The organism is Asaia krungthepensis NRIC 0535 (genome assembly GCF_025995175.1).
GTDB lineage: Bacteria > Pseudomonadota > Alphaproteobacteria > Acetobacterales > Acetobacteraceae > Asaia > Asaia krungthepensis.
This window is the reverse complement of sequence record NZ_BAPV01000061.1, coordinates 169830-194504: the sequence shown is the minus strand read 5'-3', so window position 1 is coordinate 194504 and position 24675 is coordinate 169830. Positions and strand designations below refer to the sequence as shown.

Annotated in this window: 11 protein-coding genes; 8 read left to right on the top strand and 3 right to left on the bottom strand. The window is 61.2% G+C overall.

What is annotated here, in order from left to right; all coding sequences use genetic code 11:
• Positions 1–57 precede the first annotated feature (57 nt).
• A complete protein-coding gene (locus AA0535_RS15085) occupies positions 58–1521 on the top strand; it encodes a class I adenylate-forming enzyme family protein (RefSeq protein WP_264817492.1) in 1464 nt (487 codons plus the stop codon).
• A gap of 88 nt (positions 1522–1609) precedes the next feature.
• Positions 1610–7957 (top strand): type I polyketide synthase, encoded by a 6348-nt coding sequence (locus AA0535_RS15080; RefSeq protein ID WP_264817491.1) that lies wholly within the window; start codon positions 1610–1612, stop codon positions 7955–7957.
• A gap of 111 nt (positions 7958–8068) precedes the next feature.
• Here AA0535_RS15080 and AA0535_RS15075 read toward each other — a convergent pair whose 3' ends face one another.
• On the bottom strand, positions 8069–9331 hold the full coding sequence (locus tag AA0535_RS15075) for an MFS transporter (protein ID WP_127103485.1): 1263 nt from the start codon (positions 9329–9331) through the stop codon (positions 8069–8071).
• 672 nt (positions 9332–10003) lie between these two features.
• Between AA0535_RS15075 and hemA the strand changes: the two genes are divergently transcribed.
• A complete protein-coding gene (hemA, locus tag AA0535_RS15070; RefSeq protein ID WP_264817490.1) occupies positions 10004–11224 on the top strand; it encodes a 5-aminolevulinate synthase in 1221 nt (406 codons plus the stop codon).
• A 373-nt stretch (positions 11225–11597) separates the two neighbouring features.
• Complete coding sequence (locus AA0535_RS15065) at positions 11598–14186, top strand: mechanosensitive ion channel family protein (protein ID WP_264817489.1); 2589 nt, start codon at positions 11598–11600, stop codon at positions 14184–14186.
• A gap of 257 nt (positions 14187–14443) precedes the next feature.
• Here the strand turns inward: AA0535_RS15065 and AA0535_RS15060 are convergent, their stop codons facing one another.
• Entirely contained in the window at positions 14444–18085 is a 3642-nt protein-coding gene (locus tag AA0535_RS15060; RefSeq protein ID WP_264817487.1) for a PAS domain-containing protein, read from the bottom strand.
• 140 nt (positions 18086–18225) lie between these two features.
• Positions 18226–18993 carry an SDR family NAD(P)-dependent oxidoreductase gene (locus AA0535_RS15055; RefSeq protein WP_127103489.1) on the bottom strand — a complete coding sequence of 256 codons (768 nt, stop codon included), beginning with the start codon at positions 18991–18993 and terminating at the stop codon, positions 18226–18228.
• Between the two features lie 293 nt (positions 18994–19286).
• On the opposite strand from AA0535_RS15055, the gene cysG reads away from it, so the two are divergent.
• The 4 genes from cysG to cysC all read left to right on the top strand — a co-directional run bounded on the left by cysG (position 19287) and on the right by cysC (position 24205).
• Positions 19287–20687 carry a siroheme synthase CysG gene (cysG, locus tag AA0535_RS15050; RefSeq protein ID WP_264817485.1) on the top strand — a complete coding sequence of 467 codons (1401 nt, stop codon included), beginning with the start codon at positions 19287–19289 and terminating at the stop codon, positions 20685–20687.
• Between the two features lie 93 nt (positions 20688–20780).
• Entirely contained in the window at positions 20781–21464 is a 684-nt protein-coding gene (locus AA0535_RS15045; RefSeq protein ID WP_264817484.1) for a phosphoadenylyl-sulfate reductase, read from the top strand.
• Between the two features lie 62 nt (positions 21465–21526).
• A complete protein-coding gene (gene cysD, locus AA0535_RS15040) occupies positions 21527–22321 on the top strand; it encodes a sulfate adenylyltransferase subunit CysD (RefSeq protein ID WP_023979512.1) in 795 nt (264 codons plus the stop codon).
• A 15-nt stretch (positions 22322–22336) separates the two neighbouring features.
• Positions 22337–24205 (top strand): adenylyl-sulfate kinase, encoded by a 1869-nt coding sequence (cysC, locus tag AA0535_RS15035; protein ID WP_373319356.1) that lies wholly within the window; start codon positions 22337–22339, stop codon positions 24203–24205.
• Positions 24206–24675: the final 470 nt, after the last annotated feature.

The window sequence follows — 24675 nt, the reverse complement described above, 5'->3', positions numbered from 1 at the left end:
TCATGACCCGGGGCGGCCGGATGGGCCGCCCTCTTTATCGTCAGGGATCGTGTTTTTATGTTCCATGTCATGGCTCTGCGTCACGCCAAGCAGAACCCTCATTCCCTGGCATTCGACAGTCTCGCGCAGGACTGGACTTTCGGGCAGCTTGAACGCGACGTCAGGGCAGTCACTCAGGCTCTCCGAAAACTCGAAGAGGCCGATCCGAGGCTTGTCGGGATTCATTGCGGTAATCTGTACTGGCACTGGGTACTTGTACTTTCCCTTGCTTCATTGGGACTCGCCAGTGCCTCCCTGCCTGAGAGCTCGGACCCTTCCTTCCTGCGCGACGTCCAGCTACTCGAGCCTGATATCATTATTTCCATCGGCGGGTTATCCCTTCAGGACGTTCAGGTTCTTGAAATCAATGAGGCCTGGCTTTCACGCGTGCGCCAGATAGAAGCGCGTCCGGTCAATCTGGCTAATAATCCTGATGCCGTGTGCCGATATGCAATCGCGGCGGGCACGGATATCGAGCGCAAGGTCCTGGCGATGACGTTCCGCCAGGCTGAGATGGCGATCATGCATATGGTCATGCAGGATCAGTCTTTTGGCGCGATCGCGGCATCGCATCCTCATATCCTGTCGACTATCGGGGTCATCTCCCTGACAGGTTTCGTTGTCGGATGCAGTGGCCTCTGCAGCGGTGCCCCGCTTAATTTTGTCAGCCACACCGATATCGGCATTCTTATTGCGCGGAAGATCCCGACCGTGGCCGTGGTAACCCCGGGTCATCTGGCTCATATCATCGAAGTCCTGCCGCCAGGCATGAGGCCGCTCGACACGTTGCGGCTTATCGTCACGGGTGGCAGGCTCAATCATGTTCTGCGCGACAAGGCGCTGGCAAAGCTGACCCCGCATCTGATTTCTGCCTACGGGACGGATGAGTGCGGTGCTCTCGCCCTCGGCCACGCGTCTAGCTTTGAAACGGACGACACGGTTGGCACTGTGCTACCATGGGTCACGCTTCAGGTTGTGGATGCGCAGGATGTTCCGCTCGCTGCCGGTCAGGAGGGGATTATCCGCATCAGGAGTTCGGGCCTGCTTGCCGGGTATGCAGATGGCGAGACAGATCGCGCGCGCCGTTTTGAGAAAGGGTGGTTCTACCCGGGTGATCGTGGGAGCATGGCTGATGACGGCGTGGTCCGCGTTATTGGTCGTGTCGATGACCTGGTCTCGATCGGTGGGGAAAAATTCGATCTGGGTGTGATCGACGATATCGGCCGCGATATTCTGGGACAAAGTCAGCTTGGGAGTTTTCTCTCTCTGGATGCGTCCGGGCGCAATCGCATCAATATTGCGCTTGCATCTTCCTCGGGTTTCGATGGCGAGCGTCTCGCTCAGGCCTTGCGGGCATTTTATCCGACACTTCCCCCCGTACGGGTGATGTCGGTCGATCATGTCCCGTGGTCGCTCGATGGCCGGGTAGACCGCGACAGGCTTGCCGCCGCGTTCGACCGCGCAGAACCGCTTCCGACCTGAAGCATGTGAGGCAGAGGTGCCTCGTCTCGGAAAGGGCAGGGCCATCAGGCCGTCTGCGATCATATAGTTGTAGGGTTTCAGTCTTATCATGTCGCGCAACAAAACGTCTGATATCGCCATCATCGGGATCGGGTGCCGTCTGGCCCCCAATATCACCAATGTTGACGAGCTCTGGTCTTTCCTGTGCGCGGAGGGTGAGGCTGTTACCGATATCCCCGAGGAGCGCTGGAGCCTCAAGCGCTTCTATGCCGAGGAAATCGAGGCCCCCTCGAAGACCTATATGCGCCGGGGCAGTTTCCTTAAGCGCAACATCCATGAGTTCGAGCCGCTTTTTTTCGGTATATCACCGCGAGAGGCCCAGATCCTCGACCCCCAGCAGAAATTGCTGCTCGAGGTGACCTGGGAGGCGATGGAGTCGGCGCGTATCCTGCCCGCCCGTCTGGCCGGGCAGAAGACCGGGGTATTCATCGGCATATTCGCTGTCGATGCCCATGCTCATACTTCGAGCCCTTATAATCTGCCGACGGTGCGCGATCATTTTGCTGCAACGGCGACGCCTTCGACGATGCTCTCTGCGCGACTGGCCCATGTTTTCGATTTCCAGGGACCGTGCATGTCCATCGACACGGCCTGTTCGTCCTCGCTTGTTGCGCTGCATCAGGCCTGTCGCAGCCTGAATGACGGGGATACCGATATTGCCGTGACCGGCGGTGTGAGCCTCATGATCTCACCGCAAACCTCCATATTCATGTCCAAGGGACATTTCATCGCCCGCGATGGTCGCTCGAAAAGCTTCGACGCTGCAGCCGATGGCTATGGGCGCGGCGAGGGAAGCGTCGTGTTCGTGCTCAAGCGACTGGAAGATGCCGAACGCGATGGCGATACGATTCATGCCATTGTCAGCGCGACCGGTGTCAATTCTGATGGGCGCACGCAGTTCCTGACCTCGCCGGATGCAGGCGCCCAATCGCGGCTGATGACAGAGGTGCTCGAGAAGGCCCAGGTGGACCCTCGAGAGGTCGCCTATGTCGAAACCCATGGCACGGGTACGCCAGCGGGCGATCCCATCGAGACCTACGCGCTTTCCCAATCCATCGCCCAGTTCAAAAAAGACAAGCTGGTGATCGGCGCGATCAAGGCCAATCTCGGCCATACAGAGGCGGCAGCCGGTGTACTCGGCACCCTCAAGGCTGCGCTTTGCCTGCGTCATCAGGAAGTGCCGCCCCAACCCGGCCTCAAAAACATCAATCCCTCCATTCACCTCGACGAATGGAATCTCGATATTGTCCGTGGCGAAACGCGTTCCCTGTCGGGAAAGAAGCCGGCGCGTTATGCCGGGGTCAATTCCTTTGGTTACGGTGGCACGAATGCCATCGCGCTTCTGCGACGCCCCGAGGACAAAGCCCCCTCGCGCCGAAAGAAGACGATAGCCCGTCGGTTGAACGGAAAGATTCCGTTCCTCCTGACAGCTTTTTCCAAGACATCCCTGCCGCTCATGGCAGCCGCCTATCGAGACCGTCTGGACGCCGAGGCGCCTCCTGCGCTGGCGGACCTCGCTTACAGCCTGGCGACGTCGCGCACATTGTTCCGTCACCGCCTTCTGGTCATGGCGCAGGATGAACAGGATCTGGCAGCCAAGCTCGATGCGTATCTGCAGGATCAGCGTGCCCCCGACATGGTGCAGGCCAGTGTCGAGGCACAATCGGGCAAGGGCATCGTCTTCGTCTATTCGGGTGTCGGGCCGCAATGGTGGGGCATGGGGCGTTATCTGCTCAGGGAGGCACCGAAGGAGGTTCTGGCCAAGGCCAAGGCCTGCGACGCCCTGTTCCGCAAGCTCTCCGGCTATTCCATCTGCGAGGAAATCCTGCGCGAGGAATCCGACAGTCGGATCGACAGGACAGCCATCCTCCAGCCTGCCATTTTCGTCATCCAGATTCTGGTGACGGAATATCTCGCTCAGCAGGGAATTTTCCCTGATGCGGTGCTCGGTCACAGCATGGGCGAGGTAGCAGCAGCCTATGTGTCGGGCAGCCTCAGTCTCGAAGACGCCGTGACGGTCATTTATTACCGCAGTCGCCTGCAGGGCACGCTGGACGGCACGGGGCGCATGCTGGCGGTTGGGCTATCGGCTGAGGCGGCGCAGGAACTCATCACGCAGGAAGCCCCCGAACTTTGCGTAGCGGCGGTGAATGCGCCCGCAACCTGCACACTGGCGGGTCCGGAAACCGCCATACGCGCCCTTGCCGCCGTGCTCACCCAGAAGGGCCTGTTCAACAGGGTCCTGAACGTGGATGTCCCGTTCCACAGCCCTGTGATGGATCGTATCGAAACCGATCTCAAGGAGGCTCTGGCTGGGCTCAGCCCCGACCCGGCTGTGACGCCGTTCTATTCGACGGTTTACGGCAGTCTTGCCGGTGAAAGCCATCGCGCAGATTCCCATTACTGGTTCAGTAATGCCCGTCAGCCTGTGCTTTTCGCCTCGGCAGTCGAGGCCTGCCTCGCCGACGGATTCACCCAGTTCGTCGAAATCGGGCCGCATCCTGTTATCGGTCGCGCCCTGAAATCGGTTGCGGACAAGCAGCAGGCGAAGCTGAGTGTCATCAGCACGCTCAACAGACAGGAAAGCGAGGCGAAATGCCTCGAAAATGCGGTCGCCAACATCATCCTGCATACGGCGCGCCTGGACTGGCAGAGCATCACCGGTGGCGTATTGATCGATCTGCCGAGCTATCGCTGGTCCCGTGAGGAATTCCGGGTGGAAAACGAGCGCGAGCATCGGTTCCGGCACGGTGGCTCGGGCCATCCTCTGATCGGCTTCGGGGCCATGACGCCGGGCAAGTCCTTCGTGGTCGATCTGACCGAGCTGGGCGTGCCTTGGCTCAAGGATCACTGCATCGATAATGTCGTGTTGCTCCCCGCGGCCGGATTTATCGAATCCGCACTCGCTGTCGGCCATGAGATCGAGGGGCAGAGCGGCGTCGTACTCGAGAATTTCGAAATTCTGGCGCCTCTCGTCGTGCAGACCGGCGATAATCCGATCCTGCATCTCGATTACGACGAGAGCCGCAAGGCGCTGCGTTTCCACAGCGCAAAGGAAGAGTTCTCGGAGATGTGGATCGACCACGGCAAGGTCGATATTCTCTCGTCAACGCCCTGGCCCATGCCGGTGATGGACCGGGATGAGGCACAGGCCTGGCTCGACAAGGGCGCACAGGGCAGCGTTCTGTATGACCGCATCCGTACCTCCGGCTTTCACTACGGGCCACGTTTCCAGACGCTGCAGCGTCTCGCTGTGCAGGATAATGTGGCCTATGCGCATGTGGCCCTGACCGAGGCAGAACGGGACGAGGGCGCAAACTACTACCTGCATCCCACGCTGCTCGACGGCGCCATGCATGCCATGATCGGTCTGGTGCCTGAAAGCTATGCCGATCATATGTATGTGCCGGTCGGCTTCGAGAGACTGAGCTGTTACGGTAAGGGAACGACGGAATGTCTCGTTCGTGCCGAAATCACGTCCATCAGCAAAAGTCAGATCGAAGCGTCGCTGCGCCTCTACACGATGGCGGGTATGCCCGTTGCCGAGGTCAAGGGCCTGCGTTTCGCTGAGGTGCCGCGTGCCCACAAGGAGGCCGCCGGCAGTGTCGAAACCCAGGAATATGTCACCAAATGGATCGAGTCCGAGGCATCGATCCTTTTCGCCGAGCCCAAGACGCTCCTTCTGGCAGGTCACAAGAGTGCTGGTCAGAAGAAACTCGCGGCCCTGCTCGAAGAAAACGGCGTCACGATCCTGATGCCGCCGCGCTCGGGCGACATCACGGCCGCTGCGATAGGTCTGGAGCCTGGCCTTACGCTCGATGCCATTGTTTACATGGCCGGGCCGGACCCGGATTCCGATTTCGACACCCTGATCGGGCAGATGACGACACTGGTCAAGTTTGGCGGCAGGCTTGGATTCGAGAGTTCCGACAAGCAGCCGCGCTTCATCTATGTCTCCGAAAACGCGACGTTCTTTGACCCGGAAGATCTCCTACCGCAGAAATCGAAGGTGCGAACCGATGGCGCTGCCCTTGTCGGTTTCTTCAAGGGGCTCGTTGACGAAAAGCCGGAATTCCGGGGCAAGGTGATCGATGTCGCCACGCTCTCGGGCACGGAGGCGGTGACGGCGCTCGCAGCCGAGATTCTGAATGAGGATAGCGAGGCTGAAGTCGCGCTGCGCGACGGGCGACGCTTTGCGCCGCGCTTCGTTCCTGTCGATGGTCAGCCGGACAGAAGGCTGTCGGATCTGCCGGGCTCACCGGGCATCAAGCTTCAGAAAAGCCGCACCGGTACGCTGGACGGTCTGCATTACAGGGCTTTCGATGTGCGCGAACCCGGTCGGGGCGAGATCACCGTACGGGTGCTGGCGACGTCGCTGAACTTCAAGGACATGCTCAAAGGCATCTCGGTCCTGCCGGAAAAATTCCTGCTCGATACCTATCACACCACGGAAATGGGCATGGAGTGCTGTTTCGAGGTTGTGGCCGTTGGCAAGGGTGTCAAGAATTTCCAGGTCGGCAAGCGGTATCTGACCTGTCATCCAGGGTGCTTCACCTCGCATATGACGATCCCGGTCAAGGGCTTCCGCGTGATGGCCCTGGATCTGTTCGAGACGGCGGGGCGCCCGCTGACCGTGGCAGAAGCCACGGGCCTGCCTATTGCCATCGCCACGGCCTTGTATTGCCTGCATGACCTGGCACGGCTGAAAAAGGGCGAGATCCTGCTCGTGCATTCCGCCGCAGGCGGTGTGGGTCTGGCCGCGATCGAAATCGCCAAGATCATCGGCGCGCGCATCTTTGCCACGGCCAGCAATGACGAGAAACGCCAGATCCTGCTCGATCGCGGCTGCGAGGCCGTGTGGGATTCACGCAGCCTGGCTTTCTATGACGGCATTCTGGAAGTCACGGGCGGCAAGGGCGTGGACGTCGTGCTCAACAGTTCCCCCGGCGAAATCCAGGCGCATAGCCTGGCGCTGCTGTGCAACACAGGGCGCTTCGTCGAGATTGGCAAGAAGGATATCTGGGAAAAGCGCGATCTCTCGCAGTTCAGCTTCAACGGGAACGTGTCATTCCACAGCTTCGATCTAGACCTGATGATGGCGCAGGACCATCGTAAGGCCGTGGCGATTTTCGACCGCATTCCGTATCTGTCGCGCAAGTTCGATACGGTCGTGCTGCCGCACAAGGTCTATCCGGCCTCCGAGGTGCGTGACGCCTTCAAGCACATGTCGTCGTCCAGACATATCGGCAAGATTCTCGTGTCTTACGAGGACCTGTCGAATGTGCGGGCCCAGCGACAGCCGGTGCGTCCAGTCGATCCGGCCGGGGCTTACCTGATCACGGGGGGGCAGGGCGGCCTCGGACTGGCGACCGCGGCATGGCTGGTGGCCAGCGGGGCAAGGCATGTGCACCTGATGGGACGCAGTGTTCGCCGCGATCAGGTGACAATTGATGCGATCAAGGCCCTCAAGAAATCCGGGGCGCGCGTCACTCTCCACTATGGTGACGTCGCGATCTATGACGATGTGGCGCGTATCAAGGCAGCCATTCTCGAGGCCGGGCAGCCCCTCAAGGGCGTGTTCCACGCGGCGGGTATCCTCGATGACCGGCTGATCTCGAAATTCTCGGAAGAGAGCCTGCGCAATGTGCTCAAGCCGAAGCTGCTCGGCGGGCGTCATCTGGATCTGCTGACGCGAGACTGCCCGCTTGACTACTTCGTGCTCTATTCCTCGATTGTCACCGTGACGGGAAATATCGGCCAAAGCAGCTATCTCGCGGCCAATGCTTCCCTTGACGCCCTGGCCAGTGCCCGTCGCAAGGAAGGCTATCCCGCCGTTTCCGTGCAATGGGGGCCGATTGCAGAGGTCGGCATGCTCGCCCAGGAGGGCAGCGTGGTGCAGTTCTTCGAGAATGCGGGCTTCCGCCTGCTCCCCGCAGAGGAGGCGCTCTCTTTCCTGCCCGACCTCATCAATCGTGACCGCGACAACGTTGCGGCCATGGCGATCGATTGGGAGACCTGCTTCGCGCATCACGGCGCTATCGAACGTAATCCGAAATTCGGACTGATCCGCCGTGAGAAGAGCATCAAGAACACATCCGCCCAGAAGCTCGCCCATCTCCAGAGCCTGAGCCCGGAGGAGCGTTACGAGTTTGTGCTGGATAATGTGAAATCGATCCTTGGAACGGTGCTCAAGCTTGAACCGGACAGCATCGATCCAGGTGCCCGACCGAACGAGCTGGGGGTGGACTCGCTTGCCGGGGTCGAGATCCAGACCGCGATCAAGACCGAGTTCAATGTCGAGATCTCGCTGCTCGTTCTGTCGCGTAACGAGCCGATCCGGGAAATTGCCCGCAACGTCCTGCGACAGATCAGCCTGAACGCCATGGCGGCAAGCTGAGACGCTTCAGGGCATTCCGGTGCCCTGAGCGACCGGATGGAAATCAAAGAAAGAGAGCCGAGGGCGACTAGCTCCCGGCTCTCTTTGTATTGGTCGCGTGATGGAAGACGGTCATTCCGTCTCCATTGTTTCTCCTGGGAGTTCGTCGGGTTCGGCCCAGGCAATCAACCCGACCACCACGCTCGAAGCGACAACAAAGATCTGTGCCGAGAGCGGCAGCCCCAGATTACGCCCGCAGACAGGCACGAGCTTGCCTGCCAGACCCTGGCCGAGCGAACCGATGGCGTAGCTCAGCCCCATGCCGAAGCTGCGCGTGTCCGACGGAAAACGCTTGGCAAGGTAATGGGGTACCAGCGCAAATACCCCCGAGGCGGCGAGTCCCATGATGACGGCAGAAAGCAGCAGGATCGGGTAGGAATTGCTGCTGAGGAATGGGTAGATCGTGAGAACGACTACGATGAGCGTGCCGATGATGACACGCAGATCGCCAAACCGGCTCGCGAGAGCGCCGCAGGAAAGCTTGCCGACCAGCGACCCGATGCAGAAGCACCCGATGGGCCAGAATACGAGGGCCGGGGTCAGGTGATGCACGTTGCGCAGGATCGTCGGGTAAAGGCTGTAGATGGCAGCCTTCTGGAACTCGAGGAAGGACATCAGCGCGATGGCCTGTATGGCGGCGAGCGTGAGCACGAATTTTGCCTTGGCGGCCGGGGGGGCGCCGTTCGTCCCGCGCAGTTGTTCCTGCTTGAGCAACCAGACCGGGCTTTCCTTCACCCCCCAGCGGATGAACAAGGCCAGCAGGGCGGGCGCGAGCCCGATGAAGAAGAGCAGCCGCCAGGAATAATGGGGCAGGATGAGCGCCTGCGCCGCGGTCGCGGCGAGAAAGCCGAGTTCATATCCAGACATCATAATGGCCGAGGCCATGGCGCGGCTCTTGCCGGGCACGCTTTCCATGAGCAAGGCAGCCGAGGCCGTCCATTCCCCACCAAACCCGATTCCGAAAAGAAACTGGATGACGATCAGGCTGATGAGCCCGTTCGACATGCCGGTGGCGGCAGAAAAGATGCCAAACCACAGAACCCCCATGAGGAAGGCCAGGCGCCTGCCATAGCGGTCAGCCAGCCAGCCCCAGCCCGTATTTCCTACAGCGCGTCCGAGACTCTGGGCCAGGAGGACGGTGCCCATGGCGCTGATCGTGACCCCGAAATCATGGGAGATGTCCGGCAGGGTAAGCAACAGGGCCGTCTGGTCGAACGCATCGAGGAACCACCCCAGAAATGCTGCGACCGTGACCCGCCAGTAGGGTTTGAGCGCGACGAGCGGGGGATAGGTCAGAATCTGTGACACATAGGAAGGGCGGGCGGAGGCCGACATGGTCTCGTCCTTGAACTGGAAAGAAAAAGGGGGAGGAACACTATAGCGCGGTGATTCAGGACTGGTTCACTCCCTATTCTGCCGTGAGATGGCGGTGAAGGCGAGTCCCGTTTTCCTGCGACCTCCATGCCACAGGGGGAGAGGCGCATGCGCCGCTTCAGGAACCCTCTCGCCCATAAGCGCCGAGGCGTTCAGGGGTGAGCGCGGGAGGGTGGCTTCGCGCGGGCATCGTTTGCTTTGCTCATCCACATAGGTACCCGTTGCGCGTCCCGGAATTTCGGCTGGGAATCTGTTGGAGGAGGGAGGCGAACAGGCCGCCATGTTGCCCGATCGTCGCGCCTGCAGGAGGGGTTTGCCCGGCTATGCACGGTTCATCGTTATACACGGAGCATGACCCGGCATCCGCATTTATGAAATTTCGGGGTACCAAGATCGCGTCATGCTCTCGAGCAGCGCAGAAGCAATCGCAAGGGCCTGGTATGAGCGCCATCGGATCTGTCCTTCAGGCAACGCCGTATTGTGTTCAACGCGGGGCTACCGGGCAAAGAGGCCGTTGCGGGAGGAAATCAGGGAAGACGGCAGAATATCACCCGGCCCATGAAGTGAGTTTAACTTGCCCCGGAACGCTGTTAGCTGCTCTGCGCTATGGACCGAGAAGAGGAAAGAAACGAGATGGCGCAAGTGGATACGTTCTATGACCGGTATTTCCAGACGGCTCTGGACGGGCTCAAGGCCGATGGCAGCTATCGGCATTTTGCCGAACTCGAGCGCCATGCCGGTCAGTTTCCGCATGCCTATCATCACGGTCTGGGCCGTGACATCACGGTCTGGTGCTCCAATGACTACCTCGCCATGGGCCAGCACCCCGATGTTCTAAAGGCCATGCATGAGAGCCTCGCCCGCAGCGGCGCTGGTGCTGGCGGCACACGCAATATTTCGGGGACGAACCACGAGCATGTGGCGCTGGAGCGCGAGCTTGCCGATCTGCATGGCAAGGAAGCGGCGCTGCTATTCAATTCGGGCTATCTGTCCAACTGGGCCACGCTCGGCACCATTGCTGCGCGGCTCAAGGGCTGCGTCGTGCTTTCAGACGCCGCCAATCATGCATCGATGATCGAGGGCATACGTCATTCCCGCGCCGAGAAGATGATCTTCCGTCATAATGACGTGGCCGACCTTGAAGAGAAGCTGAAGGCGCTACCGCTCGAGACGCCCAAGATCGTCGCTTTCGAGTCCGTCTACTCGATGGATGGTGATATTGCGCCGATCGAAGAGATCTGCGACCTGGCCGATCGCTACAATGCGCTCACCTATCTGGATGAGGTACATGCTGTCGGACTCTATGGGCACCAGGGCGGGGGTGTTGCTGAGGAGCGCGGCATCGCCCATCGTCTCTCGGTGATCGAGGGCACGCTGGGCAAGGGGTTTGGCGTGGTCGGTGGCTATATCACCGGCAGTGCAGCCCTGTGCGATTTCGTGCGTTCCTTCGCCTCCGGTTTCATTTTCTCGACCGCTCTCCCGCCCATGGTGGCCGCTGGCGCGTTGGCGAGCATTCGTCATCTGCGCCAGAGTCAGGAGGAGCGGAACGCGCATCGTCAGGCCGTTGCCTGGCTGCGCGAGAGCCTCGATGATGCTGGTATTCCGCATCTGGCCAATCCCTCGCATATCGTGCCCGTTATGGTGGGGGATGCGACGCGCTGCCGAGCCCTTTCGGACGCGCTGCTTCAGCGCTTCGGTCATTACATTCAGCCCATCAACTACCCGACTGTCCCCCGTGGAACAGAGCGTCTGCGTATCACGCCGGGTCCGCTCCACAGCAAGGCGGATATCGATTCTCTGGTCGGGGCTCTGGCTGTTCTGTGGCGTGAGCACAGGCTTGCCAACGCCGCCTGACCGGGCTCTCAAGGGCCGCGTCATGATCGGGTGAGCACGGGCGTTACCCTCTGATCTGCCCGTCAGCTCCGAGGGCACCAAGTCTGTGCCCCATACCCGATGCTATGAGTATGGGTAGGTATCCAGCCCGCCCGATGTCGACTGCCCCTTAGATGCAGGTTGCGGCCATATTGGGCTGAGGGGGCCGCCCGCGATCCGCGCTGGCCACCTCGCTCTTGTCACGCGGGCCTGTTTCCAGCGAATGGTCCGCCCACCCGTCGCGCCTCTTGTGAACCGCTGCATGTCGGTCCTGCCCACCCTTAAACTGTTTCCCATGTGAGGGTAGAAAGCAGGGCCTCATCTTCCAATTATTCCGTCTTCAAGGATGCGCCTGATGCTGTCCCCTTCTCGAGCGCCCGGTCTGTGCGCCCGGTTTCCGACACTTATGACAAGCCTGTCCGCAGTGCTGATTTGTGCCATGCTGGTGTTCGGAGTGCAGGGCGCGTGGGCGCAGAGTGCGGCACCGGAATCAGCTGCGCCGAAGATTACAGCGGATCAGGCGCGCCAATTGGCCTCGGTTCTCAATGACGAAGGCAAGCGCCGCGAATTCCTCACCACGCTTCAGAACCTCACCCAGGCACAGCAGGCGACAGGAGGGAAAGCCTCACCGGAAAAAACAGGGCCCCAGCTCAAGCCTGACGGACTGGGCGCGGAACTGCTCGGGAGCGCTTCCGACTGGACCCATGCCGCAAGTGTACAGGCGCATAGCTTGTTGCGCACGGTGGTGGATGTACGCGCCATTGGCCCTTGGTGGCGCCATATGCGCAACAACCCTGCTGACCGGCAAGAATCGCTCAAGCTCCTGACACGCGCGCTCATTCTCGCTGTCGTCAGTAGTTGTCTGTTTTACGCGCTACGGTTCCTGTTGCGCGGGGTTCGCGGACGGGTGGAAGCACTGGCGCGCGTCAAGGGGCGCACGGCTCTGGCCAAGGAGCTGGATGACCGACAGGCCGCTCAGGACGCCGCAGATGAGGCTGCCCAAGGCGCAGCAAGCCAGGAAACGGCGAACGAAACTCTGTCCAGCCACAACGAGTTCGAGACAGCACCGGAACCCCGTGAAACAGAGGAGGGGCTCGATAAGGAGCGCCTGTCGCGACTGCGTCATCAAGGCGCTCTGGCCCGCCTCACGCTGGTGCTCAAGCGGCTGCCCTATAGTTTCCTGTGCCTGTTGCTGGACTGCGTACCGGTGCTGGTTGTGCCGTTCATCGCCCTTCTCATCGTAGTGGTCGATCCCGCTGCCGACGAGTACACGACGGCGCTTCTGCGCGCGCTCAGCCTGACCGCGCTGATCTCGGCCGGGCTGATTATCGCGATACGCGCCATTCTAGCCCCGAAGCGCCCCTGGCTGCGTCTCGCCATGTTCTCCGATTCCGCCGCCGTCTTCCTGTTCGACTGGCTGCGTCTTCTGGTCATGACGACGGGCATCTCGGCGGCGGCGTTCGAAACGCTGGATGATTGCGGTCTGCCCGATCGGGTCAATGAGGCGCTTCTCAAGATCCTGACCCTCGTGTTGCATCTGATGGTCGCGGTCATGATCCTGCGCAGTCGGCCGCGCGTCATGCGCTTTTGCGATCGTGGCGACCGGCGCGGGGCAGGGGCCAATCTGCTGCATTTCTTCGGACGGACCTGGTGGGTCGTCGCCCTGTTCTTCGATATGGGGCTCTGGCTCGTCTGGGCAGCCGAGATCCATCATGGTTATGCCGCGATCTGGAAGCTGTTCCTGCGCAGCGCGCTTGCGCTTGTGATCATGCGTTGCGTCAGCATCGTCCTGTATGGCGTACTTGAGCGCGTCTTCCGCAAGGCGCCCGGCTGGGTCACGCTGAGCGAGGACGCCCAGACGCGCTTCACACGGTATTATGCCCCGGCCCAGCGCGTGACATCGATCATTATCATCGCGCTCACCGTGCTGGCTCTCGCCAGCGCCTGGGGCGCGCCCATCAAGGCGCTCTTCGGGGTCGGCGGACTTGGCTACAGGTTGATCTCGTCCTCCATGACCGTGCTGATCGCGTGCCTGCTTGGCATCGTGGTCTGGGAGGCCAGCAATGTCATGCTGGAGCGTTATGCCCGCAAGGTTGGTGGGCTCGATGACGGGGCGGCCCGCGTCGCGCGCGTGCGCACCCTTCAGCCCATGATCCGTATCGTGCTGATGGTGGTGCTCGTCGCGGTCATTGGCCTGACGATTCTGAGCGAGATCGGGGTCAATGTGGCGCCGCTTCTGGCTGGGGCCTCCATCTTCGGCGTAGCACTCGGCTTTGGCTCCCAGAAGCTCGTTCAGGACTTCATCAACGGTATCTTCCTGCTCATGGAAAATGCCCTGACCGTGGGCGATGCCGTCACGCTGAACGGGACTTATGGCGTGGTCGAGCATCTCTCGCTTCGAACCGTTCATGTGCGTGCCAATGACGGATCGATGAACATCTTTCCGTTCAGCTCGCTCGGTCAGATCATCAACTACAATCGCGATTTCGCCCGAGCCATCATCGTGGCGGAAGTGGGCTATGAAACCGATACCGATGAGGTTGTGTCTGTCATCAATGATATCACCGCGGAGATGCGCGCCGACGACAACTTCAAGAACCTCATCATCGATGATTTCCAGATGTGGGGGGTCGATGCCTTGAACCAGACCTCGGTCACGGTGCGCGGCACATTGCCCACCATCACCTCAGGGCGCTGGCCCGTGCAGCGTGAATTCTATCGTCGTCTCAAAAAGACCTTCGAGGCGCGCGGTATCCATCTGCCTTATCCGACACGTTTCGTGGAAGTGACGGGTCTGGCCGGGGCTCAGCTCGATCTGGGTGGAAAGGCGTTGCACCCGGTACAGACGGACACCTTGCCTGCCGATGCCCCCCGTCAGTCTGTGAATAGGGAAAGGGACGGTCAGGTGAAGCAGGAACCGGGTCGGGCGTCGGAGTCTTCCTGACCCGGAGCGATCCTCACCAGTTGCCGCGGTTTTTCGGGTCATTCCCTCAGGTATGGCCCCTTGAAGGACCGTGATTGCTGTAGGTCTGGCCTTGGTATGGGAGCTGTGCGGCGGGGCGCGCCGTCGCAAACAACGTCGCGCTTGTTCTCCAACATGGTCCCGGGCTGAGGCTCTGTCATCGTCCTGGACGCGAGTTGCAAAGGCCGCGGGTGCGCGCCCGAGGTGAAACGGTCTCGCCGGGTCGGCGAAGCGAGGACTCAGGGGTTGCGCAAGGCGTTGCGGAGTTTTTCGTCCAGCATGGCGGTGGTGAACGGCTTGGGCAGGATATGGATCTTCTCGTTTCGCACGCTACGATCGAAGATGGCCTGCTCGGCGTAGCCTGTGATGAAAAGCACCGAAAGGCCGGGTCGAAGGCTGAGCGCCGCATCGGCAAGCTGTCGGCCATTGAGGCCGCCCGGCAACCCGACATCCGTGATCAGCACATCGAAAAGCCTTTCGCGGTCATTCAGGAGCGCAAGCGCAGCGGTGCCATCGCTGGCCTCCTGAACGATGGCCCCCCAATCTTCAAGGGTCTCGCGCATGGTGAAGCGCAGTGTTTCCTCGTCATCGACCAGAAGCACCCGCAGATGGGTCAGGACATCGCCCCCGCGCTGGGCAGGGACGATTTCCGACGCCACCGGAAGTGAAGCGGCGTGGCTCGGCAGCCAGATATGGACCGAGGTCCCTGACCCGGGGGTCGAGGTGATGCTGACCCTGCCGCCCGACTGACGCGCAAATCCGTAGATCATGCTCAGCCCGAGCCCCGTGCCTTTTCCAAGGGGCTTGGTCGTGAAGAACGGATCGAAAGCCCGCGCCATCACATCGGCGCTCATGCCCACGCCGGTATCGGTCACGGAAAGCACCTGATACATGCCCGGTCGTAATCCCCATTCCTCCGCCTGAAGCAGACCGAGCGTGCAGCGTGAGGTGATGATCTGCATGTGGCCACCCTCGGGCATGGCGTCACGCGCATTGATCGAGAGATTGAGCAGGGCGTTTTCAAGCTGGTTCGTGTCGACAAGCGCCGGACCGATGGTCTCGTCCAGACAGAGCTCGAGAACGACTGACGGACCGACCGTACCGCTGATGAGGTCTTCCAGTCCGACGATCAGGGCGTTGATATCGGCAGGCTGCGGGTCGAGCGTCTGGCGGCGCGAAAAGGCAAGAAGTCGGTGTGTCAGCGCGGCCGCCCTGTCTGTCGCGCCCTGTGCGGCCATGATGTAGCGATCGAGTCCCTCCGTGCGTCCTTGCTCGATGCGACGCGACAGCAGCGATAATGCACCTCCGATACCCGCAAGGATATTATTGAAATCATGCGCCAGACCGCCTGTAAGCTGGCCAACGGCTTCCATTTTCTGCGACTGACGGAGCTGGTCCTCAAGGGCTATCCGGTCGGTCACGTCGCGCCCGATCAGATAGATGTCATCGCCTTCGATCGAGCCGGACCAGTTGAAGGTGTGCCATTCGCCGTCCTGATGCAGGAAGCGCAGATCGACTCCATGATCCAGCCTGCCCTCGCGCAGGAGGGAGAGCGCCTCGGTTGCGCGCGCCGTATCGTTGGGATGGACCAGATTCTCGGCCTTGTTGCCTATCCAGTCGCGTGCCTTGTCGCCAAAGCAGCTCATCCAGCTCGGGTTCAGATAGCGAAGCCTGCCGTCGCGATCGGTCAGCGCCAGCAGGTCGGCGCTTATCGCCCAGAGACGATCTCGCTCACGTGTCCGGCGCAGAACCTGCTCCTCGAGCGTCTCGTTCATGCGACGCAGGGCTTCCTGCGCGCGGACCTGCCTCAGGGCGGCCCAGCTTCGATCCGAGACTGTCCTGACAAAGGACAGGGTGATCTCATCCCAGCAATGCGGATGCGCGAAATGCACCAGGGCGACCGCCTGGAGCACGCCGTTTTCCATGATCGGGACGTTGAGCAGCGCGCAGATCTCGAGCGGGGCAAAGAGCTCTGCCTGATCGGCTGTCAGCGGGTTGGTGCGCACATCGTCAATGGCCACCACCTCGCCCCGTTTCAGGAGATCGATGTAGGAACCAAAGGCACGGAAAGCGTAGATACCGGAGACATCGGGATAGGAAGTGTCGCGCCGCCAGCTGTCATTGACCAGAGCCAGTTCGCGTTCCTGATCGACATCTGCAAAACCTGAGCGATCCGCCTCAATGGTCACGCCCAGCGTACGGGCGGTGAGGGAGAGGATTTCCGCCTCGCTTGAGAGCGAGCGCAGTTCATCGCCGAAGGTGACCAGCGCCTCACGCTTGAGAGTCTGACGTTTCGGGGCGTCGATATCGAGCAGGATGCCGGGGAAATGGCTGATCTGTCCGTTCTGGTCCCAACTGCACGATCCGTTGGCCTCAATCCACCGGCTGGTGCGCGTACCATCATCTCGCAGGCGGAACTCGCATCTGAAAGGCGCGCGCTCGCGCAAGGCCTTGTCGAGAGCGTCGCTCACGATCGGGCGATCCTCCTCGGTGATACAGTCAAGCAGGGCCTCGAGACTGACCCCGTCAGCGAGAGCGGATGGAGACAGATGCAGTGTCTGGGCCATGCGCAGATCGCCCGTGACCCGCTCCCTTTTCGCGTCCCAGAGCCACATTCCAACAATCGTGCCCGCCGCCAGGGCCAGTTCGAGCCGCTCATGCTCCTGATTGGCCACTGTCATGTCACGGGAGATGCCCAGAATACGCTCGGGCATACCATCGGGTGCGAGAATGGGTGTGACCACCACATCCCACAGGCGTTTGCGTCCGTCGCTCGACTCGACATATTCTTGAAAATGGCTGGTCAGCCCCGCACGCGCCGAAGCAATGGCATCGAGCGATAGCCTGCGTCCACGCTCCTGCCATACATCCGGCCAGAAAACGCCGAGCATGTCTGCGGGCGAGCAAAGATCGAGCACGAGAACGGCACCGTGATTAACGAAGGTGATCGTGCCGTCGAGATCGAGGATCTTCACGCAGTCATTGGCGCTGACCAGCATCGAGTTGATGAATGCCTGACTGGTGCGTAGCGCGGTATATTCGTCATGATCGCGGCTGATGACGGTGCCGGTACAGCCCTGAGCATGGGGCTGCGCGCTGATATGGACCGGTCTGGGCAGACCTCGGGCATCGTGGAACACTACTCCTGTCTGACCCGCCTGGATGAGCCATTGCACAGGGTCGAGATCGGGACTTCCCCTGTGACTCTCGCGCAACCGGGAAAGGAACACGGGCCACTCGATACCCTGACGCAGAGCCTCCGCATCGAGCCCGCACAATGCCGCCATGCGTGGATCGCCCGTCAGCCTGCGTGTCTGATCGTTCCAGAGCAGAAAGCCGAGCTCTGCCTTCTCGCTCTGGGATGGAAGCGGGTTTTCCGGTTGGATAGCCTCGCTTTTTTCCAGAGACATCTGGTTCTGGCGGAGAGCCGGTACGGTCGGGAGGGTTTGGGCATTTGAGGCGGAGGGCGAGAGGGCATCTGGTCCTGCGCCGAGCGAGACATAAGCAAGTGTCTCCAGCAGATGGGCATGGGCCTCGATGATACGGTGGTCACGTTCCGACAGTTGAGCTTCGCGTGTTTCAACGGCAATCACACCCAGAAGGGGCGAGCCGAGGGTGAAGAACAGCCAGCCAGCCAGGATGGAGTGGTTCGCATGAGGGGGAGCCTGAGCCCAGTCATGGTCGGGCCATAAACCGAGATCGGGCAGGTCCCTGCGCGCGGGCTCGGCATGACGCGCCCGTTTTCCACTCACAAGTAGAAGCGAAATCTCGTTCTGCGGGAATGTCTCGCGAAGTGCCTGCAGGGCGTGAGGGGGGAACCGGATTTCCAGAGGCTCCGTTTCCCGTGTAGTCTCCGGGCCAGAACGCTCCCGCACTTGCATGTTGAACGCCCCCCGGCATGTCAGGCAGCCGGCCCATCAGGGCTGGCCAGGCGTCTCAGGCACTATTGAGTGAGCCCGCTCTATCCCTGAAGTTCATAGCGCCTGAAGCGTGAATGCGTAAACAGTCAATTAAGAGCGGCCTAGACCGATGCCGTCAAACCTCCGTCAACCATCAGAATATGGCCATTCACGAAGCTCGATGCCTCCGAGGAGAGGAACACCGCTGCCCCCACAAGTTCACTCGCCTTGCCCCAGCGTGCGGCCGGTGTGCGCTTGCACAGCCATGAGGAAAATTCGGGATCGGCCACGAGCGCCGCATTCATCTCTGTCTCGAAATAGCCAGGGGCCAGACCGTTAATCTGCAATCCATGGCGTGCCCAATCCGTTGCCATGCCCTTGGTCAGCATCTTCACGGCACCCTTCGTGGCGGTATAAGGCGCAATTCCCGGGCGGGCGAGCTCACTCTGGACCGAGCAGATATTGACGATCTTGCCGCTCTGACGCGCGATCATGCCGCGCGAAACAGCCTGAGCCACGAAAAACACCGCATTCAGGTTTGTCGAGATCAGCCTGTCCCATTCCGCACGCGGGAACTGATCGAGCGGCGCGCGGGACTGGATGCCCGCGTTATTGATCAGGATATCGATCGGGCCTTCCTTCTCGATGGCCTCGACACCCGCGAGAACCTGATCCTGATCGGTGACGTCGAACACGCTGCCACGGGTCGCGATCCCTTCGGCCTCCAGCCGTGCACGGGCTGAGTCGAGATGGGCGGCATTGCGGCCGTTGAGAATGATCTCGGCGCCAAAGCTGCCCAGGCCCTGAGCCAGCGTGAAGCCGATACCGCGCGAGGCGCCGGTGATCAGCGCGCGCTTGCCATGAAGCGAAAACAGGGAGGGGTCGGACATTGAGACTTCCTTCAGCGCGTGAACGGGGACGAAGAGCGCCAGGAAGTTCTCTCCCTCATCCAGGGAAGTCTCCGGGGGCGGCTCATATGCTGGGCATGCTAACAGGCTGATCACACCTGCCCAGCCGACATTTTCGTGTGGTTTCTTACAAGCGCGCCTCGCGGCGACGGGCCTCGCCATCATGAAACCTCGCCGAGCACCCGATCAGGGCGTTCTTGGCAGGATTACCGCAGAGTCGTCTCCGGTAAGGCTCGGATCTTGGCGCAGCACTGCGTACACGCCATACAGAAGGCATGACTCAGGAAGCGACCTATCTCCCCATTGCCTTGCGCCTTGACGATGCGCGTGCCCTTGTTGTGGGGGGCGGGCAGGTCGCGGGCAACAAGCTGCGCCTGCTGCTGGAACGCTGTCCCGATATCACGGTCTGCGGCGTTTTGAGCGATCCGGAGATCCTGCAGGCTGTCGAGACAGGCCGCATCCGTCACGACATCCGCCCGCTCGATCTCACTCTGATTCGCACTCTTCTTCCTGCCATGCGCCTCGTTTTCGCCGCGACCGAGGATGAAAAGTTCAACCGAGAGGTCGCGGCAGAGGCGCGCAAGGCCGGGGTGAATATCTGCGTGGTCGATGATCCTGCGCCCTCCACCTTCATCACCCCGGCGATCATCGACCGCACACCCGTGCAGATTGCGATCTCGACCAATGGTGCGGCACCGGTGCTTGCCCGCCGCCTGCGGACACAGATCGAAGCGCTCCTGCCGGACGGGCTGTCCCGTCTGGCGCGCTTCATGCAGGCCCAGCGCGGCTGGATACGCAAGGCCCAGCCCGACACACAGATTCGTCGTCGTGCCTGGGAGGACTTTGTCGATGGGATCGGGGCCGAGCGTGCCCTGCGCGGTGAGGATGAGGCGGCACGGGCGAGTCTCGAGGCAACGCTGAGGGGTGTGCCCAGAGAGGGTGAGGTCTGGCTTGTAGGGGCAGGGCCGGGCGATCCTGATCTGCTGACGCTGGCCGCACTGCGTCTCATGCAGAATGCAGATACCGTGCTTTATGACCAGCTCGTGCCGGCGGCGATCATGGACCGTGTGCGGCGTGATGCCGAACGCGTTTTTGTAGGCAAGAAGCGCAGCAACCATTCCCTGCCACAGGATGGCATCAACGAGGAACTGATCCGTCGCGCGAAAGCAGGGGAGCGCGTGCTGCGCCTGAAAGGCGGCGACCCCTTCATCTTCGGCCGTGGCGGTGAGGAAATGGAGGCGCTTGTCGACGCCGGGATTACGGTGCGTGTCATTCCCGGTATCACGGCGGCGAGCGGGTGCGGCGCGGCGGCGGGTATTCCACTCACGCATCGTGACTGCGCACAAAGCTGCGTGTTCGTGACCGGCCATGCACGGGCTGATGGCACGCTCAATCTCGACTGGCCGAGCCTCGCCAAGAAAGGCCAGACCCTGGCCATCTATATGGGCCTCGCCCCCATGGCGGATCTGTGTGCCCAGCTACAGGCCCATGGACTGCCGCCCGACTGGCCTGCTGCGGTGATCGAGCATGGGACACGTTATGACCAGCGTGTGCATGTGGCAACGCTTGCCACGCTGCCCGCGTTGATCCTCGAGCGTCGCGTTGTGAGCCCCGCTTTGACGCTGGTCGGTGAGGTGGTGACGCATCGCCGTTCAATTCACCATCAAGAAACGTGAAGTTCGTAGATTACCCATTGCACGTTGGGGTTCGAGGTATTATGTCGAGGCTCACGGCGCAATAAGCGATTTTCTAGTGTGGATTATCCAGTCATGGCCCTGACGCAGGCAGAACGGCAGATCCTCGAACAGACCCCGGAAGCCTCCATTTTGGAACGCTCCATGGAGTTGCTTGCCGGTCGCATGGCACTGGTCTCGTCCTTCGGTGCAGAATCTGCGCTACTCTTGGCGATGATCGCGGATATCGACACCGATTTTCCGATCTTCTTTCTCGATACACGGCGTCATTTCCCGGAGACTCTGGCCTATCGCGATACGCTGATCAATCATCTCGGCCTGACGGGTGTGATCAATATTGCGCCCACCGCCGAGGCCCTGCAGGACCGCGACCCGCAGGATATGCTGGCTGATTTCGACCCCGATGCCTGTTGTGCGCTGCGCAAGGTCGAACCCATGGACGCAGCATTGAACGATTACGATGCGTGGATAACGGGGCGCAAACGCGGCCAGGCAGCCACACGCGCGGCGATGAAGCTGGTTGAGCCGCTCGAAGACGGGCGCGCCAAGATCAATCCCCTCGCGTCGTGGACACGCGAGCGCATTGACGCGGAAATGACTCGCCGCGCCTTGCCGCGTCACCCCCTGACAAGTCTCGGCTTCGCCTCCATCGGCTGTGCGCCCTGCACGCGCGCCGTCGCCGAAGGCGAAGACCCCAGAGCCGGACGCTGGGCCGGACAGACCAAAACCGAATGCGGCATTCACCTGCCTGCGCGATAACGGAGCATAAAATGAGTTTGGTGCCCCCCAGCCCAGCTACCACCCTGGCCACCCCGCGCGCCATGGACGATCTCGACCAGCTCGAGGCGCAGAGCATCTTCATTCTGCGTGAGGCCTATCGCAAGCTGCGTCCGCTCTCCCTGCTCTGGTCTCTGGGCAAGGACAGCAATGTCATGGTCTGGCTGGCGCGCAAGGCTTTCATGGGGCGTGTGCCGTTTCCGGTCATGCATGTCGATACGGGCAAAAAATTCCCCGAAATGTATGCGTTCCGCGAGGAATACACCAAGAAGTGGAATCTCGATCTGATGCTTGGCGACTGCCCGCCGGTCGAGGAGATCGATCCCTCGCTCCCGCCTGCGGCGCGCTCTGCCGCGCGCAAGACCGCCGGACTGGCGAGTCTGATCGAGAAGCACAAGCTGCGTGGTGTGATTGCCGGTATCCGTCGTGACGAGCAGGCGACACGCGCCAAGGAACGTGTGTTCAGCCCGCGTGGTGCCGGGCATCGCTGGGACGTACGCAACCAGCCGCCCGAATTCTGGGACCAGTACGCCACGCCCTATGAGGACGGCATGCATATCCGTGTGCATCCGCTGCTCTCATGGCGTGAGATCGATATCTGGCGCTATATCGAGCGCGAGAACATTCCACTGGTTGATCTGTATTTCGCCAAAAACGGCAAGCGCTATCGCTCGCTGGGCGATCAGGACATCACGAGCCCCATCGACAGCAATGCCTCGACCTTGGCCGAGGTAATTGCCGAGCTCGAGAACAGCAAGACCTCCGAGCGCGCCGGTCGCGCCATGGATCATGAATCCGAAGACGCTTTCGAGCGTCTGCGCGTTGCGGGCTATCTCTGAGTTATGGGCGATAACATGACAACCAATGACCTTCCCGCCTCGCTGCGCGCGGCTGCTACCCCCATCGTGATCGTGGGCCATGTCGACCATGGCAAATCGACCCTGATCGGTCGTCTGCTCTATGACACGGATAGTCTGCAGGACGGCAAGCTGGCCCAGATCGTCGAGAGCAGCCGCAAGCGCGGTCTGGCTGTGGAGTGGAGCTTCCTGCTCGACTCGCTTCAGATCGAACGCGACCAGGGCGTGACGGTCGATTCCACGCGCATCCCCTTCCATCTGGGCGGGCGTGAATTCGTCATTGTCGACGCACCGGGCCACCGCCAGTTTCTGCGCAACATGATCACGGGCGCTGCCGATGCGGAGGCCGCCGTCCTGGTGGTGGACGCGCTTGAAGGCGCACAGGAACAGACGCGCCGCCATGCCATGTTGCTGCGTCTCATCGGCATTCGCCATGTGATCGTGCTGCTCAACAAATCCGATCTGCTCGATTTCGATCAGGCCAGGATTGGCCAGGCTGAAGCCGATGTGCGCGACCTGCTTGGCCGCCTGGAAATCACGGTTGAGGCATTCGTGCCGGCTTCTGCGCGTGATGGCGATAATATCGCCACACGCTCAGAGCGTGCGCCCTGGTATACCGGCCCGACGCTGGTTGAGGCGCTGGCTTCCGTGCCCGCTCCGGCGTCGCGCCTTGCGCTCGATTTCCGCATGCCTGTCCAGGATGTCTATCGCTTCGATGACGTGCGCTATGTCGCAGGGCGTATCGAGCGCGGTGTCATCCGTGCAGGCGACCGGATCATGATCGGCTCGCAGGGGCAGCAGGCGACCGTGGCAGAGATCTGCCGCTGGCATGCGCCGGAAAATCCGGTGGCGGGAGCCGGAGAGTCGATCGCCCTGCGCCTTGAACCCGATCTGGTGCCTGATCGTGGCGATCTGCTCTTTCCGGCGCAGGAGACGGGCACGGCCCCTATTCGCACTGCGCGCCTGCGTACGCGGCTGTTCTGGCTGCGTGGAGAGCCGCTGCGCGTTGGCGAGAGCTTCACCCTGCGTCTGGCAACGGCCGAACATGACGTCACGGTCGCCTCGATCGACGCCGTGGTAAATCTTGACGATCTGACCCTGTCGCCCGGCGATGAGGTGCCGCCTGACGGCTTCGCCGAGATCACGCTCGTGGCGTCCCATGCCATTCTCTTCGACCCGTTCTCGCCCGGTTACAGCGATGGCAGGGGTGTGCTGGTCGATCGTTTCCAGCGCATCGTAGGCGGTGCGCCGCTGCTCGGCGCGGCAGAACTGCCAGATGGCGCCCATGCCATTCATCCGACGGCCAGCAGGGTCAGCTTGGGCCAGCGTCGCGCGCTGCATGGTCATGATGGTGGCGTCTTCTGGCTCACAGGCCTGCCCGGCTCGGGCAAGAGCACCATCGCCCGTGCGGTGGAGAGCGAACTTGTCGCAGAGGGACTGCGCACGACTGTACTCGATGGCGATACGCTGCGTGCCGGTCTGTGCAGCGATCTCGGCTTCTCTCCCGAGGATCGTCGAGAGAATATCCGCCGCACCGCACACGTGGCGCGCCTTCTCGCTGAAAGCGGTCAGGCCGTGATCGTCGCGCTCGTTTCGCCCCTGATCGAGGATCGTGCCCTTGCAGCCCAGATCATCGGCGAGGGATTCCACGAGGTGCATGTGGATACGGCTCTTGCGATATGTGAGACACGCGATCCGAAGGGACTCTACGCTGCCGCGCGTGCGGGCCGTATACAGGACTTCACAGGCGTAAGCGCGCCCTATGAGGCGCCGCAGGCTCCTGCACTGCGTCTCGAAACAGATGGTGCGCTTGCAGGGACGGTTTCCGGCTTCAGGGAATTCATCGAGGCAAAGCTCAAGCACTGAGACTGTCTGGCAGCAATCGTGTTCAAAAAGGGCGGCCCTCTCAAGGCCGCCCTTTTTCATTGTCGCGGCCCGCGCTCAGACACGGTCGTCGAGCGCAGATACCGCCCTGAGCCGTGAATTCGGGAGGATGAGTTCCTGGCGCGAGAGCTCTCTATGCCAGTGTCGATCCCTCCTTTGCCTGCGACAGGAGCATCGCGAAGCTTGGAAACATGCTGTGTCAAAGGCCTCTCTTTCATACCTGAAAGCTGCAGGTTTCGTGGAACATGGCGGCGTTCCTCGCGCGCAGGAGGAGCGATGCAATGCAAAGCCGAGCATAACTCATGATTTTATCATCAGATGTGCCTGGTAATTATTTGAATAACTGAACCAATATAATAATTTGATAAATAGAACCCTGCAGACGGTCCGTAAAAATGTGCAGTAGATATATCATATCCGCAGGTTCCGAAGATCGCTGGGTCACTCTGGAA

What these genes read in the sequence shown, in the direction of transcription:
- cysD (WP_023979512.1), top strand. Translation starts at nt 21,527, where the DNA reads ATGGACGATCTCGACCAGCTCGAGGCGCAGAGCATCTTCATTCTGCGT.
- AA0535_RS15075 (WP_127103485.1), bottom strand. Translation starts at nt 9,331, where the DNA reads ATGTCGGCCTCCGCCCGCCCTTCCTATGTGTCACAGATTCTGACCTAT.
- AA0535_RS15045 (WP_264817484.1), top strand. Translation starts at nt 20,781, where the DNA reads ATGGCCCTGACGCAGGCAGAACGGCAGATCCTCGAACAGACCCCGGAA.
- AA0535_RS15055 (WP_127103489.1), bottom strand. Translation starts at nt 18,993, where the DNA reads ATGTCCGACCCCTCCCTGTTTTCGCTTCATGGCAAGCGCGCGCTGATC.
- hemA (WP_264817490.1), top strand. Translation starts at nt 10,004, where the DNA reads ATGGCGCAAGTGGATACGTTCTATGACCGGTATTTCCAGACGGCTCTG.
- AA0535_RS15080 (WP_264817491.1), top strand. Translation starts at nt 1,610, where the DNA reads ATGTCGCGCAACAAAACGTCTGATATCGCCATCATCGGGATCGGGTGC.
- cysC (WP_373319356.1), top strand. Translation starts at nt 22,337, where the DNA reads ATGACAACCAATGACCTTCCCGCCTCGCTGCGCGCGGCTGCTACCCCC.
- AA0535_RS15065 (WP_264817489.1), top strand. Translation starts at nt 11,598, where the DNA reads ATGCTGTCCCCTTCTCGAGCGCCCGGTCTGTGCGCCCGGTTTCCGACA.
- AA0535_RS15085 (WP_264817492.1), top strand. Translation starts at nt 58, where the DNA reads ATGTTCCATGTCATGGCTCTGCGTCACGCCAAGCAGAACCCTCATTCC.
- cysG (WP_264817485.1), top strand. Translation starts at nt 19,287, where the DNA reads ATGACTCAGGAAGCGACCTATCTCCCCATTGCCTTGCGCCTTGACGAT.
- AA0535_RS15060 (WP_264817487.1), bottom strand. Translation starts at nt 18,085, where the DNA reads ATGCAAGTGCGGGAGCGTTCTGGCCCGGAGACTACACGGGAAACGGAG.